The sequence below is a fragment of the Bizionia myxarmorum genome, from assembly GCF_008086205.1.
Classification (GTDB): domain Bacteria; phylum Bacteroidota; class Bacteroidia; order Flavobacteriales; family Flavobacteriaceae; genus Algorimicrobium; species Algorimicrobium myxarmorum.
In genome coordinates this window covers 799,307-814,569 of record NZ_VSKK01000001.1, presented here as the reverse complement: position 1 = coordinate 814,569, position 15,263 = coordinate 799,307, and the positions used below count along the sequence as shown (strand labels likewise).

12 protein-coding genes are annotated in these 15,263 nt (G+C 35.5%); 7 read left to right on the top strand and 5 right to left on the bottom strand.

What is annotated here, in order from left to right; all coding sequences use genetic code 11:
• Positions 1 to 26 precede the first annotated feature (26 nt).
• From ES674_RS03675 to ES674_RS03660, 4 genes are all read left to right on the top strand, one after another.
• Positions 27 to 2,753, top strand: coding sequence for a TonB-dependent receptor (locus ES674_RS03675; protein WP_148402623.1), 2,727 nt, complete (start codon positions 27 to 29; stop codon positions 2,751 to 2,753).
• 4 nt (positions 2,754 to 2,757) lie between these two features.
• Positions 2,758 to 4,386 carry an SGNH/GDSL hydrolase family protein gene (locus tag ES674_RS03670; protein WP_148402622.1) on the top strand — a complete coding sequence of 543 codons (1,629 nt, stop codon included), beginning with the start codon at positions 2,758 to 2,760 and terminating at the stop codon, positions 4,384 to 4,386.
• A gap of 169 nt (positions 4,387 to 4,555) precedes the next feature.
• On the top strand, positions 4,556 to 6,064 hold the full coding sequence (gene atpD, locus ES674_RS03665) for a F0F1 ATP synthase subunit beta (RefSeq protein WP_148402621.1): 1,509 nt from the start codon (positions 4,556 to 4,558) through the stop codon (positions 6,062 to 6,064).
• Positions 6,065 to 6,141: 77 nt separating this feature from the next.
• Positions 6,142 to 6,435 carry a F0F1 ATP synthase subunit epsilon gene (locus ES674_RS03660; RefSeq protein WP_148402620.1) on the top strand — a complete coding sequence of 98 codons (294 nt, stop codon included), beginning with the start codon at positions 6,142 to 6,144 and terminating at the stop codon, positions 6,433 to 6,435.
• 161 nt (positions 6,436 to 6,596) lie between these two features.
• Here the strand turns inward: ES674_RS03660 and ES674_RS03655 are convergent, their stop codons facing one another.
• From ES674_RS03655 to ES674_RS03640, 4 genes are all read right to left on the bottom strand, one after another.
• Entirely contained in the window at positions 6,597 to 8,408 is a 1,812-nt protein-coding gene (locus ES674_RS03655) for a sodium:solute symporter family protein (protein ID WP_148402619.1), read from the bottom strand.
• 38 nt (positions 8,409 to 8,446) lie between these two features.
• A complete protein-coding gene (locus tag ES674_RS03650) occupies positions 8,447 to 8,887 on the bottom strand; it encodes a LexA family protein (protein ID WP_148402618.1) in 441 nt (146 codons plus the stop codon).
• Positions 8,888 to 9,322: 435 nt separating this feature from the next.
• A complete protein-coding gene (locus ES674_RS03645) occupies positions 9,323 to 9,529 on the bottom strand; it encodes a helix-turn-helix domain-containing protein (protein ID WP_148402617.1) in 207 nt (68 codons plus the stop codon).
• Between the two features lie 2 nt (positions 9,530 to 9,531).
• The gene (locus ES674_RS03640; RefSeq protein WP_148402616.1) at positions 9,532 to 10,038 is read right to left on the bottom strand and encodes a DUF2975 domain-containing protein; all 507 of its coding nucleotides are present in this window, start codon (positions 10,036 to 10,038) and stop codon (positions 9,532 to 9,534) included.
• 115 nt (positions 10,039 to 10,153) lie between these two features.
• Between ES674_RS03640 and ES674_RS03635 the strand changes: the two genes are divergently transcribed.
• Complete coding sequence (locus tag ES674_RS03635; RefSeq protein WP_148402615.1) at positions 10,154 to 10,570, top strand: putative signal transducing protein; 417 nt, start codon at positions 10,154 to 10,156, stop codon at positions 10,568 to 10,570.
• A gap of 30 nt (positions 10,571 to 10,600) precedes the next feature.
• Here the strand turns inward: ES674_RS03635 and ES674_RS03630 are convergent, their stop codons facing one another.
• Positions 10,601 to 12,100 carry an aminotransferase-like domain-containing protein gene (locus ES674_RS03630; protein ID WP_148402614.1) on the bottom strand — a complete coding sequence of 500 codons (1,500 nt, stop codon included), beginning with the start codon at positions 12,098 to 12,100 and terminating at the stop codon, positions 10,601 to 10,603.
• A gap of 78 nt (positions 12,101 to 12,178) precedes the next feature.
• Here ES674_RS03630 and ES674_RS03625 point away from each other — a divergent pair, with 78 nt between their 5' ends.
• Together ES674_RS03625 and ES674_RS03620 are read left to right on the top strand one after the other, a co-directional pair.
• Entirely contained in the window at positions 12,179 to 13,996 is a 1,818-nt protein-coding gene (locus ES674_RS03625; protein ID WP_148402613.1) for a TonB-dependent receptor plug domain-containing protein, read from the top strand.
• Positions 13,997 to 14,048: 52 nt separating this feature from the next.
• Positions 14,049 to 14,906, top strand: a complete 858-nt coding sequence (locus ES674_RS03620) for a cupin-like domain-containing protein (RefSeq protein WP_148402612.1) — start codon at positions 14,049 to 14,051, stop codon at positions 14,904 to 14,906.
• Positions 14,907 to 15,263: the final 357 nt, after the last annotated feature.

The following is a 15,263-nucleotide window of genomic DNA, read 5'->3' as shown; positions in this document are numbered from 1 at the left end:
ATATAATAACTAACTCTAACAAAAAAATGAGATCAATTCTTTCAATTTTATTGTTGTTTTCCTGCGCAATAACCTTTGCCCAAACAACAATTTCAGGAACAGTTGTAGATGGAAATGAACAACCTATTCCTGGCGCAAATGTCATTGTAATGGGTACATCAACGGGGACTATAACCGATTTTGATGGCGCATTTTCACTTACAGTTACACAAAGTCCGCCTTTTACTATTCAAGCAAGTAGTGTAGGATTTCAATCTTCTTCCCAAGAAGTAGCTTCAAGTAGCGATTCAATTAAATTAGTTCTAACTGAAGGAACCTCTTTAGATGAAGTTGTTATATCTGCTTCTAGAACTCCAGAACGTATATTTGAATCACCTGTAACGGTGGAGCGTTTCGGATTAAAAGAGATTAAAAATACCGCTTCTGCTGACTTTTATGATGGTTTAGAAAACCTAAAAGGTGTAGATGTTAACACCAACAGTTTAACATTTAAATCTATTAACACTAGAGGTTTTGCTTCTTTTTCTAACACACGTTTTATGCAATTAGTAGATGGAATGGATAACTCCACGCCTGCACTAAACTTCCCAATTGGAAATTTAGTAGGCATGACTGAAACGGATGTTTTAAGCGTTGAATTATTACCTGGAGCAGCATCTGCCTTATATGGTGCGAATGCTTTTAACGGTATTTTATTTATGCGTAGTAAAAACCCATTTGATCATGCAGGCATCAGTGGTTTTGTAAAAAGAGGTATTACATCTCAAGATGCAGCCGGAGATAACAGTTATACAGATGTTGGAATCCGTATGGCTCATAAATTTTCAGATAAGTTTGCAGCCAAAGTAAATTTTGGTTGGTTAAAAGGAACGGATTGGGTTGCTGACAACTATGCTGGGAAACCAGGATCAGGTGCTACTAGATCTTCTGTAGGTTATGATGGTTATAACATATATGGTGATGAAGTTTCTACGAACATTAGAGCTGCTTCAGGTGGTTTAGGCATTATTCCAAATGTTGTAGTTAGTAGAACAGGTTACGAAGAACGTGAATTAACGGATTATAACGCGGAAAGTGTAAAAGCTGACTGGGGTTTATATTATAGACCTTTCGCAACCGATTTCGAAATTGCCTATGTTGGTAAAATTGGTACTGGTACAACTATTTACCAAGGTACAAACCGTTACAACATTGATAACTTCACCCAACAACAACACAAAATAGAACTGAAAAATGATAACTTCTTTATTAGAGGTTATGTAGTATCTGATAAAGCAGGTGATTCTTATGATATGGTATTTACGGGTATCAACATCAATAGAGCTTGGAAGAGCGATCAAGATTGGTTTGGTGACTATATAGGTACTTTCGCTGGCGCAACTTTAGGTGGTGCTTCAGAAACGCAAGCACATCAAATAGCAAGAACAGCTGCAGATACAGGTCGTTTAGTTCCTGGAACTCCAGCTTTCCAAAATGCATTTAACACTGTAATTGCAGATTCAGATTTAACTCAAGGATCTCAATTCCGTGATGCTTCTACATATTACCATTCTGATGCTAACTACAATTTTAGTCATGTAATTGATTTTGCTGAAATTCAAATAGGTGGATCTTTCAGACAATATGATTTGAACTCATTTGGTACTATTTATACAGATTATGATGGTTCTATACAGTATTCTGAATTTGGAATCTACACTCAAATCCAAAAGCAATTAGACATTAACGAAAGTGTTCAATTAAAATTAACAGGATCTTTACGTTATGATAAATCTGAATTATTCGAAGGATTTTTATCACCAAGAATTTCTGCTGGTTTTACAGTTAACCAAAACCACAACATTAGAGCATCTTTTCAAACTGGGTTTAGAAATCCAACAACTCAAGATTTATTTATTGGTTTAGATTCTGGTCGTGCTGTATTAGTAGGTTCAGCTGAATCAAATCTAGATCGTGATATTAGAACATATCCAGTAAGTGCAAGTGGTCAATTATTAGGTCAAAGCTCTTCATCTATAATTACTGGACGTGATGCTTATGAAAACTCCTTTACATTAAACTCTGTTCAAAATGGTGCACCAGTTGCTTCTGATGTTGCTATTGTGAAGCCAGAACAAGTAACGTCAATTGAAGTTGGATATCGTGGGAAATTGAATGGATTAATTGTTGATGCCAGTGTGTATTTCAACTCCTATTCTGATTTTATTTCAAACGAAACTGTAGTAGTTCCTTTATATGGTCAAGTTGGAGATAACACCTTATCATTATTAGCATTGCAAAATGGTGATTATGAAGCTTACCAAACGTATACGAATTCAGAAGCAAGTATTGAGTCTTATGGTGCTGCTATAGGTTTATCTACTAAAGTTTTTGGAAACTATGATTTAAGCGCCAACTACACATTTACAAAACAAGCGTTTGACCAAGCTAAATATCCAGATTTCAGAACAAGTTTTAACACACCAGAGCACAAAGTGAAAATGGCATTTGGTAACACGAATGTTGTTAAGAATTTAGGATTCAATTTAGCATGGAGATGGAGTGATTCTTACTTCTGGCAAGCAACTTTTGGCGATGGAGACATTCCAGCTTACCATACGATAGATGCTCAAATTAGTTATACAATACCTAAAATTAAATCTATAATAAAAGTAGGTGCTACCAACGTACTTGGCGATGAGTATTTCACAGCTATCGGTACAGGTTACATAGGTTCTATGTATTATGCTTCAATAGTAATTAACAACTTATAAACTCATGAAAAAGATAACAAGAAATATAAAATATATGTGTCTTCTTGCCGCGACGATTACCTTATCGTCTTGTAGCAGTGATGATGATGGAACATCTAATCAAGAACAGCCAAAATCAGCATTAGTTGCTGGTGAGGCTAACTTCTCCAAGTATGTAGCCGTTGGTGCTTCATTCTCCGCAGGTTTTACTGATAATGCTTTATTTATAGCTGCCCAACAAAATTCATTTCCAAACATGCTATCGCAAAAATTCGCTTTAGTTGGTGGTGGTGCTTTTACACTTCCTTTAATGAATGATAATATTGGTGGCTTATTATTTAATGGTGCGTTAGATCCAAACGGAGGTTTTAAACCAAGATTGTTTTTTAACGGAGCAGGTCCAGAAGTTCTTCCCGACACACCGACAACGGAGGCAACAACTAATTTAAATGGGTCTTTTAACAACTTTGGTATTCCAGGTCTTAAAAGTTTTCATTTAGGTGTTGCAGGTTACGGAATGGCAAATCCATATTTTGGAAGAATGGCGTCAAGCCCAGGTGCAACAGTACTTGGTGATGCTATGGCACAAGGCCCAACATTTTTCACCTTATCAGAAATTGGTGGAAATGATGTATTGAGTTACGCTATTTCCGGTGGATCGGGTGTGGATCAAACAGGTAATTATAATCCAGCAACTTATGGTGGAAATGATATTACAGATCCTGTTGTATTTGCGTCTGCTTTTAATGCAGCCGTAGATGCTTTAACATCAAATGGTGCTAAAGGTGTTGTTGCAAATGTACCTTATATTGCAACATTAGCACACTTTACAACGGTTCCTTATAATCCACTAGATCCTACTGATCCAAATTTCGGACCTCAAATTCCAACATTAAATAACGTATTTGGTGCTTTAAATCCAATTTTTAACGCTGTAGATCCTACACGCGCTATTGTATTTTCTACTACGGAAGCGAGTCCTGTTGTCATTAAAGATGAATCGTTGGCTGATATTTCAGCTATCATAACGGCACAATTAAATGCAAGTCCAACATTTCCTGCATTTGTTGCGCAATTTGGTTTACCTCCGGCCGCTGCACCAGTTGTAGCCGCTTTGTTAGGTCAAACTTATGGACAGTCTAGACAAGCAACAGAAGCAGATTTATTTGTTTTACCAAGTAGTAATATTATTGGTAAGGTAAATCAAGCTTATGCTGGCTTTTTAGTATCACAAGGTTTACCTGCTGCAGTAGCAGGCCAATTTTCTGTAGAAGGTGTTACTTTACCTTTAGAAGATAAATGGGTATTAATTCCAAGTGAGCAATTAGCTATTAAAACAGCAACTGATGCCTACAACTCAACTATTACATCTACAGCAGGCACTAAAGGTTTAGCTTTGGTAGACTTTAAAGGTATTTTAGAACAAGCTTCTACAACAGGTTATTCGTCTGGAAACTATATATACACAACAGCTTTAGTAAGAGGTGGTTTGGTTAGTTTAGACGGCATACACTTAACCGCTAGAGGTTATGCAATTATGGCTAATGAAATGATGAAAGCCATTGATGCCACTTATGGAAGTAATTTTGAAGCATCTGGTAATCTTTTAGATTCTGGAACTTTCCCAACAAATTACCCAAAAGCATTCCGCTAAAACAGCTTAAAATATAATTTTAAAAACGCTCTCAAATTGAGGGCGTTTTTTAGTTCAAAAAAAGCCCTTATTTTTCATACGCTTTTTAAATTAAAACTCATATCTTTGCAGCGCGAAAACAGTAGGTGTTTTCATTGAATTAAATTGCATAATATTAAACACATAAGTAATGTCAAAAGTTACAGGTAAAGTTGCACAAATTGTAGGTCCAGTTATCGATGTTGCATTCCAAGCGGGTGCTGAACTTCCAAAAATTTACGATTCTTTAGAAATTAAAAAAGCTGATGGATCTTTATTAGTATTAGAAGTACAATCTCACATTGGTGAAGATATGGTTCGTACTATCGCGATGGACTCATCAGATGGTTTAAGTAGAGGAACCGAAGTTGTTGCAACTGGTGCGCCTATACAAATGCCTGTTGGCGAAGATGTTTACGGACGTCTTTTTAACGTTATTGGTGATGCTATTGATGGAATTGGTAATTTACCGAAAGCTGGTGATGCTGGCTTACCAATTCACAGACAAGCGCCTAAATTCGAAGATTTATCAACTTCTACTGAAGTTTTATTTACAGGTATTAAAGTTATCGATTTAATTGAGCCTTATGCAAAAGGCGGTAAAATTGGTTTATTTGGTGGTGCTGGTGTAGGTAAAACAGTATTAATTCAGGAGTTGATTAATAATATAGCAAAAGGTCACGGTGGTCTTTCCGTATTTGCAGGTGTTGGTGAAAGAACACGTGAAGGAAACGATTTACTTCGTGAAATGTTAGAATCAGGAATTATCCGTTATGGTGATGAATTCATGCATTCTATGGAAAATGGTGGATGGGATTTAACGAAAGTTGACAAATCTGCTTTAAAAGAATCCAAAGCGACTTTCGTTTTCGGACAAATGAATGAGCCTCCTGGAGCACGTGCCCGCGTTGCTTTATCAGGTTTGACTATTGCTGAATATTTCCGTGATGGTGCTGGTGAAGGGCAAGGTAAAGATGTACTTTTCTTTGTAGATAACATTTTCCGTTTTACACAAGCGGGCTCTGAAGTATCTGCATTATTAGGTCGTATGCCTTCTGCTGTAGGTTACCAACCAACATTAGCAACTGAAATGGGTGCGATGCAAGAGCGTATTACTTCAACAAAAAGAGGTTCTATTACTTCTGTTCAAGCCGTATATGTACCTGCAGATGATTTAACGGATCCAGCTCCAGCAACAACGTTTGCGCATTTGGATGCTACAACCGTATTGTCTCGTAAAATTGCTGAGTTAGGTATTTATCCTGCTGTAGATCCATTGGATTCTACATCAAGAATTTTAGCCGCAGATATTTTAGGTCATGAGCATTATGATTGTGCCACTCGCGTAAAAGAGTTATTACAACGCTATAAAGAATTACAAGATATTATTGCCATTTTAGGTATGGAAGAATTATCTGAAGAAGACAAATTAGCTGTGAATAGAGCAAGACGTGTTCAACGTTTCTTATCACAACCTTTCCACGTAGCGGAACAGTTTACAGGCCTTAAAGGTGTTTTAGTTGATATTAAAGATACGATAAAAGGATTTAATATGATTATGGATGGTGATTTAGATCATCTTCCAGAAGCGGCTTTCAACCTTAAAGGAACTATCGAAGAAGCTATTGAATCTGGTGAGAAAATGCTTGCCGAAGTTTAAACTAGTACGCAGTTTGCAGTAACAGTTTGCAGTAGCAACTGAATACTTAACACTGAATACTGAATACTTTAAAAAATATGTATTTAGAAATTGTATCGCCAGAGGCCACCTTATTTAGTTCAGAAGTAGATTCTGTAATTGTGCCGGGTATTAATGGTGAATTCGAAATGCTAAAGAACCACGCTCCTATCGTGTCTCTTTTAAAAGAAGGAACTATTAAAATTAACACACATTCTCAAAGCCACTTGGTTTTTGATGAGTTACACGCATCTGTTATTCCACACAATGATGACAAAAAAGTGCTGACTATTAAAATCAATTCTGGGACACTTGAAATGAAAGATAATCGCGTTATTATTTTAGCCGATTAAACATTCATTTTCATACATCATAAAAAAAGACCTTACTCATTAGTAAGGTCTTTTTGCTTTTATATGTTTTAGCTTTTAGTGAATAGAGAAAAAATCTACATACCTAAAATTCACCGGCCTCTACTTAATATCCCTATGACATATTAGTAGTTAAAAATTATTTATAATACATTCACACGAATCTTCTTCCAAAGTTTTACTAGAATAAAACCAAATATTATAGCGGCTCCAGTGAGTATTAACGCATGGAAATAATCGCCATAAATATAATAACCTGTTGCAAACATAAGGCTGTAAATTAAAGCACAACCCACCAACATGGCTAATATTCCAGATGGAACGCTCCAACCTTCTTTGCTATCTACCAATTCTAAATTCTCGGCGCGTGCTTCGTTAACAACTTTATCCCAACCTGGACCTCCAGGCTGAATTTTCTTATAGAATTTTTGCAGGACTTCTTTACTTTCGGCTTGGGTTAAAAATGTCACCGCTACCCAAACAATAGTGGTTACAAGCACAATCATGGGAAATTTCGCCCAACCCGGCATCAAACCAGCATCTCCAAATAAATACGGACCTAATTCGGTAAAATTCAAAATAATGGATACAACTCCAGAAACAAACATCGCGGATATTTCACTCCACGCATTGATACGCCACCAAAACCAACGTAAAATAAATATCAATCCAGTTCCAGCTCCAAACATTAAAATAATATCGAATAACTGCAACGCATTCGTGAGCACCAAGGCTAATAAAGCGCTAAAAACCATTAAAACAACGGTGGCAATTCTACCAACAGCTACTAATTGTTTTTCTGAAGCATCTTTATTGATTTGCTGTTTGTAATAATCGTTTACTATATAGGATGCTCCCCAATTTAAATGCGTAGAAATAGTACTCATATAAGCCGCTACAAGAGACGCTAGAACCAAACCTAACAAACCGCTTGGCAATTTGGTTAGCATGGCAGAATAGGCCAAATCATGCCCCAATTTATCCTCGGCGACTAATGGGAAGGCTTCATGAATACTCGCTATATCTGGAAACACCACTAAAGAAGCCAATGCCACAATAATCCATGGCCAAGGACGTAAAGCATAATGCATAATATTAAAGAAGAATGTTGCGCCAATAGCATGATTTTCATTTTTTGCGGCTAACATACGTTGGGCAATATAACCGCCACCTCCAGGTTCAGCGCCTGGATACCAAGAACTCCACCATTGCACAGCCAAGGGAATAATTAATAAGGTTATCACCGCCTCCGAATCTGTAAAATCGGGTAAAATATTTAATTTATCGGCTACATTTTCGTGAGCTAATAAAGCTTCCAATCCGCCAACTTCTGGCAAGCCCACTAAATAATAGGCCGCACCTAAAGCACCAGCCATTGCCGTGAAGAATAATATAAAATCGGTGTAAACAACACCTTTGAATCCGCCAACGGCACTAAAAATAACGGTTATAGTTCCGGCATAGATTACGGTTTCCCAAGGTTGCAAACCCAACATAATAGCACCAATTTTAATGGCGGCTAATGTAACGGCCGACATGGCTAGAATATTGAATATAATTCCTAAATAGATAGCGCGAAACCCTCTTAAAAAACGAGCTGCTTTGCCACCGTAGCGTAGTTCATAAAACTCGATATCGGTAGTAACTTCTGATTTTCGCCATAATTTAGCATATACAAAAACGGTGAGTAATCCGGTAAGTAAAAAAGCCCACCAAACCCAGTTTCCAGAAACGCCATTGGTTCTTACAATATCAGTTACTAAATTCGGCGTGTCTGTAGAAAAGGTAGTTGCCACCATTGAAACGCCCAACAACCACCAAGGCATATTTCGACCTGATAAAAAATACTCGGAAGCACTTTTACCTGATTGTTTGGAAACATAAATTCCTATAAAAAGCGTGATTACAAAAAAGACAATAATTAATGAGACATCTAATACGGATAATTCTACCATAAATACTTGTAGTTTTACTTTGGAATAGTTGGTCTAAATTATACTTTTTTAATCACATTGGTAACAATGCCCCAAATAATAAATTGATTATCAGAAGTGATTCGTATAGGCTGATATAATGCATTTTCAGGCTGTAACCAAACACCATCTTTTTCAACACGCAATCGTTTAACCGTGAATTCACCATCTAAAAAGCAAACCGCAATTTTATTATTTATAGGTTCTAGACTTCTATCAATCACTAGCAAGTCATTATCATCCAATCCAGCATCAATCATGCTTTGTCCAGAAACACGTGCGTAAAATGTGGTTTTTTTATTCTTAACCAACATGGAATCCAAAGACAAGCGTTCCTCATGAAAATCTTCAACTGGCGCTGGAAATCCCGCGGAAATACCTGTGTCTAAATAAACAGCTCCAGCATCAGTAGTTAAATCTGGTGTGTAAAACGTTAAACTCTTTGTGGTATTAAGTATCATATTGGGGATGGTATTAAACTTTTGTAATAATTACTATTTATTAAGTAAACGGTTTGAATTTTAAAAGTAATTGATGAACCTTAAACCCGCTCAATTTTATCTGACTAATGTCACTCAATTAATTTATGGGTTTTCTTTATTTTTAATAAAGTTTTAAATAATAGAACCGTATTAATAACAGCAATAAAGCCCATTAGGCCGCATTCCACAAATGCGCCCTTGGAATACGCATTAAACCCACCAATATATCCAAAGGTCATCCAGACTAAGTAAATTACTATTTCTAAATTAATCCTTTTTTTCATTTTTAAAATGGGCATGAATTATTTTGTGAGCTGTAATTTATGAAATTAATCAAATACCAAAACATAGATTCGCTAAAGATAACCGAAATTGTTTTTTACGGCGCGTTTTCCGCGAAAGTAATTCACAAAATTAATCGGGAACATATTCCAAAATATCAGCCGGCTGGCAATCCAAAACTTTACAGATAGCTTCCAACGTAGAAAACCGAATAGCGCGTGCTTTTCCCGTTTTTAATATTGACAGATTAGCTGTAGTAATTCCTATTTGTTCAGCCAGTTCATAGCTTTTCATATCGCGCTTGGCCAATTGAATATCTAAATTTATAAGTATGGCCATAATTATATTGTTAGTTCACTATCGTTTTTGGCGTGTTTGGCAATTTTGAAGGATTCACTTAATACCATAAAAAACAAACCGAGACTCAAAAGTAATAAATACGGACTCACGCCTAAATCTATTACCAATTTGCTATTAAAAACTAATTGCATCATAAACATGAATACCATACTAAACAGACTTAAGCCAATTAAAATCTTGCCGATTGTATTATAGCTTTCTATCACATAGGAATCAAAAGGCTTTTTCCTACGAAAATAGCACAGCGTTTTTCGAAATAGAAAGACAGCAAAGATTAAACCACATGCAATGCCATAGAAAATTACAGTTGCAAACTGTTTTATCCAAATAGGTGCATTGGAATCGAAACCATTTGTTTGCCAAATTTCTAAAATTTCAGGATTGAAAAACATATAAATAATGAATCCAAATCCTAATATCAGAATAGGAATGCAGCTTAAAATCCATATAAAATCAATTATAGTATTTAAAATAATTAGTTTTCTCATGATATAAATTATTGTTTAACAATAACAAATATATAAAAATTATCGAATAACAATAATTTATTTTTAAATTTTGATAATAGCAGCTTCTATTAAATAGTTCATTATTTTTGTTGTTATGGTCGATACATTTAAAACGATTGCGGTATTTCAATATTCTTCGGAAGCAGAAATAATAAAAGGACGTTTGGAAGCGGATGGTATTTCAGTTTTTCTATTAGACAATAATACCATTAATACCAACCCTATTGTAAGCAACGCTATTGGTGGCGTTAAGTTGAAAGTTTATAGCGCGCAAGAAAAGGAAGCCATGGAAATTTTAAACTCCATTTCTAGTTATTCATTAGATAACGAAGGCAAAGCTATTGCATGTCCAAATTGCCATAAAACTCAAGTAGAATTATTTTCAACTATTAAAGATTTGAAATCCTTTTTGGCGTTTTTAGGTGGATTCATCTTTGGAACCTTGCCTTTCCATACCCGATATAATTACCGTTGTGAAGCTTGTAAAACGGAATTTCCTATAGAAAAATAGTAAGAAATATTTTCGAAATTTTCAGAATCTCTACGCTTTTCTGATAACAGCATTATATGCTGATTTTAATTTTTCTATTACAATCTCCATATCGGCTTCATTTAAATGCCCAAACCCCAACCGAATGGCGCAGATATTTTTATTTTGATACAGGATTGTTTTGGGTAAAAATAAATCGAGTTCTTTAGCTTTCTTCGCAAATTCAACTAGTGAAATTCTAGGTTCAAAGCGCAACCAAATCGCTAAACCTCCAGCTGGAATTTCCCATTGAGCCAATTCTTTAAAATGCATGCTTAACAATTGGCATAAATAATCACGTCTCTGTTTATAAACCGTAATATTCTTTTTAATTAAACGATGAATCTCTCCTTCACTAATAAGCTCTGTTAGCATTTGCTTCTGAATTAAATCACCTTGCTTATCCAGTATTTGTAAATAGTTTTTTGCTTCGTTTATGAAATTTTCTGGTGCTACCACAAATCCCACTTGAAAACTTGGAAAAAACGACTGTCCTAATTTCCCCAAATAAATCACCACGCCATGTGCATCGGAACTGGCCATGGCCAACATGGCAGATCCATCAAATTGAAAATCGTAATCGAAATCATCTTCAATGATGGCGAATTCATAATGTTTGGCCAGTTGTAATAATTTCAACCGTCTTTCAGCATTTAGTGTCGCCGTTGTTGGATAATCACGATGAGCACAAACATAAACACAGCGAATACTACGCTTCGTAAAATGCGTACGAATATAATCCACATCAATCCCGTGTTCATCCACAGGAATGGTTATAATATTGGCACCCGCTTGCTGAAATATCATATTGGATTTGTAGTGACTTAAATTTCCCACAATAACCACATCGCCTTGCTTTACCAAAAGTTGCGACACAATATATAAACTCATTTCGGTACTTCGGGTACTCATAATATTATGAGACTTAATATGGAAACCGCGAGTTGCATTTAAGTAATTACTCAAGTGCAAGTTGAAGGTTGTAGCTGATTGCTCATTAGTTTGATTCCATTTTGATATTAAAGTAGCACGTTTCATGGACGCACTATACCAGCGAGAAAACTGATGTGTAGGATGTAAGCGTAAGTCAGGCTGACCATCATTAATCACATATTTACTGATAGAATGCTCTCCTGTGGATGCCAAATTAAAGGATGATTGGAACGGAAAACCTGTTGTATTTGGGTAATCTCTTAACTTTTCTAAACCTTGGGTAGTGGCTTTTATTATTGCCGTTTTTTGTTCAGGTTTTAATACAAAGGTGCCTTTGTTTGGTAATATTTCTACCCAACCTTGAGACGCTAATTCCTCATAAACAGCAACAACCGTATTTCTATTAATAGAAAGCAATTCACCCAATTTCCGACTTCCGGGCAATGCAGTTCCTTCCGTTAAATAGCTTCTCTGAATAGCATTAATAATTTGCTGGGAAATTTGAATATAAATGGCTGTAGCATTTCCTTTTTCAAAATGAATTAATTGCTTTAATAAAATATCAACCGGACTATGCATTGTTTTAAAAGCGGACTAGTTTAGTAATCCGGAAAGTTACGACTTTTGCCATCTTTTAAAACAAGAATTCAATCTATTATGAAATTTAACCCATTTTTTCTTTTACTTACTATTTTTTCATTTTTCGGCCATGCGCAAGAAATACCTCAACAACAAAATTTAGATTCGGTTGTTATCACCTCGAGTCGTATTGATTTACCTTTTAAAGAAAATTCCCGAACTATTACCATTATTACGAGCGCCGACATTAAACAAAGCGCCACAACTAATGTTGCCGATTTATTACAACAAGTTGCTGGTGTTGATGTTCGACGTCGTGGCGCTGATGGCACCCAAGCCGATTTGTACATTCGTGGCGGTAGTTTTGATCAAACCTTGTTGCTTATTGATGGGATGAAATTGGAAGATGCCCAAACGGGCCACCACAGTTTAAATATGGCATTACCTTTAGACGTTATTGAGCGTATTGAAGTGATAAAAGGTCCTGCAGCTCGTGTGTTTGGGCAAAATGCCTTTACTGGTGCTATTAATATTGTGACTAAAAAACAAATTGATAATTCGGTGCAAATGGGCGTTCAAGGCGGATCATTCGGACAAAAAAATGCAGCTGTTACCGTTGGAAGCAATTTCGAAAATTCGTCACATATCATTCATGTGTCTCGGAATTTATCTGATGGGTACCGTTACAATACCGATTATGATAATCAGAGTTATTTTATAAAAAGTATTTTCAATAAAAACAACTTGCCAATTTCATTTATAGCGAATTACCAAGAGCGAAAATTTGGAGCGAATGGCTTTTATGCATCACCATCTGCTAAAGATCAATATGAAGAAACACAAACCAGTTTAGTTGGATTTTCAACGGAAATAACAAAAGAGAAACTCACTTTAAAACCGCGTATTTATTGGAGACGAAACCAAGATATGTATCTGTTTAATCGTGATAATCCAACCGGTTATAGAAATTTACATATTACCAATAAAATTGGTGCGGAAATAAATGCGTCCTACACGTCTACATTAGGAATTACGGGTTTTGGTGTGGATTTATCTCAAACCTATATTTCCAGTAATAATCTAGGAAATCATAATCGTTTTACGACCAATTTATTTTTAGAACACCGTTTTTCTTTATTGAATGATGCGCTTTCAATAACGCCTGGTGTGGCTGTTAGTTATTTCTCGGATTTCAAATTTCATGCCTTTCCAGGTGTAGATGTTGGTTATAAAATTTCTAATGATTTTCAACTTTATGGAAATATTGGTTATACCTATCGGGTACCAACTTACACGGATTTATACTATACAAGTCCCACGGAATTGGGTAACGAAAACCTAGATCCTGAAGAAGCTATTTCAGAAGAATTAGGCCTAAAATTTAGTCGAAATGGCTTAAGAGTTTCCGCTGCATTTTTCAACAGAGATTCTAGAAAATTGATAGATTATGTGAAAGATGTTGAAACTGATCCATGGCAAGCCACTAATATTTCAGAAATGAATACCAGAGGATTTGAAGTTAATACAGATTACGGTTTTTTTGCAGCAAATTTCACTCAAAATATGGGTTTAAGCTATACGTATTTAGATGAAGATTTAAAAGATGTTTCCAGCAACTTTTCACGCTATTCGGTGAATTCCTTAAAGCATCAATTTGTGGCGACTTTTAGAAGTCAATTCTTCAAAAATTTATCACAATCTATCGTATATCGCTATGCTGAGCGTACGCTTGGCGAAAGTTATAACGTATATGACGCCAGCATTAATTATGAATTTAAAGCTTTTGAATTTTCGGTAACGGCGAATAACATTTTTAATGCAGATTATACGGAAACCAATTTAGTTCCGGCACCTAAAGGCTTGGCTCTATTCGGATTAAAATACAGTTTTAAATAAGGCTTCTTAATATACAATTACTTAACTTTGACGTTCTTAAAAGTTTTGAGTATTGACATGGAACCTACAGACAATTCCGCGCGTTAAAACGATAACAAAAGCGGATTTTATAAAGCATTATTTCAAACCACAAAAACCTGTGGTTATTGAACAATTTATAGAAGATTGGCCGGCTTATACCAAATGGAATTTAGACTACATTAAATCTGTGGCAGGTGGTATAACGGTACCGCTTTATGATGATAGACCTGTAGATTTTAAGGATGGTTTTAACCAGCCTCATGCCGAAATGAAAATGAGCGAATACATTGATTTGCTTAAAAAAGAACCGACTAAATACCGTATTTTTCTTTGGAATATTTTAAAAGAAATTCCCCAGCTTCAAAATGATTTCACCTATCCTGATTTTGGGTTAAAACTCATGAAAGGTTTGCCTATGCTATTTTTTGGCGGTCAGGATTCCTATACTTTTATGCATTACGATATAGATTTGGCCAATATTTTTCACTTTCATTTTCAGGGTGAAAAGGAAATTATTTTATTTGACCAGAAACAAAATGAACATCTATATAAAGTGCCGCACGCTTTAATAACAAGAGAGGATATCGATTTTTCAAACCCAGATTTTGAAAAATGGCCTGCTTTAAAAAATGCTGAAGGTTGGAAAACCAAATTGCATCATGGCGAAATTTTATATATGCCTGAAGGTTATTGGCATTATATGAAGTATTTAACGCCAGGTTTTTCCATGAGTTTACGTGCTATTGCTCGAAATCCTAAAAATTTAGGCAAGGCAATTTATAATATTACCATTATGCGTAATTTTGATAATCTGATGCGAAAAATTAAAGGTCAGAAGTGGATTGATTGGAAAAATGAACAAGCGCGAATTCGGATAGAAAAAAAATGAGTTCGCCTAAATAAAACGTTATTCCCTATTCACTTTAATTTATTTAGTACAGCTTTTGAAAATACCCTAAAAACTTCTTGTATTCAGCTACTATAATTCATGGATCAAAATAAAAAGTTATGGATTTTTAATATTAAACAAAGACTGCTATTTACATGGTTTTAAATCTTGATAGATATACGCCCGATAAAATTTCTTTTTTTGTACTTCCTAACACTAAAATCGTCACTCAAACTACGCTCGGACTACCCTCGGAGTTAGGTCGGAGTTAGGTCGGAGTTATACCGAACCCAAAATCGGATTTTTTTGCGAGCTTTTTGTATTAGAATATGGTTGTTTTTTTGAATCAAACATCTA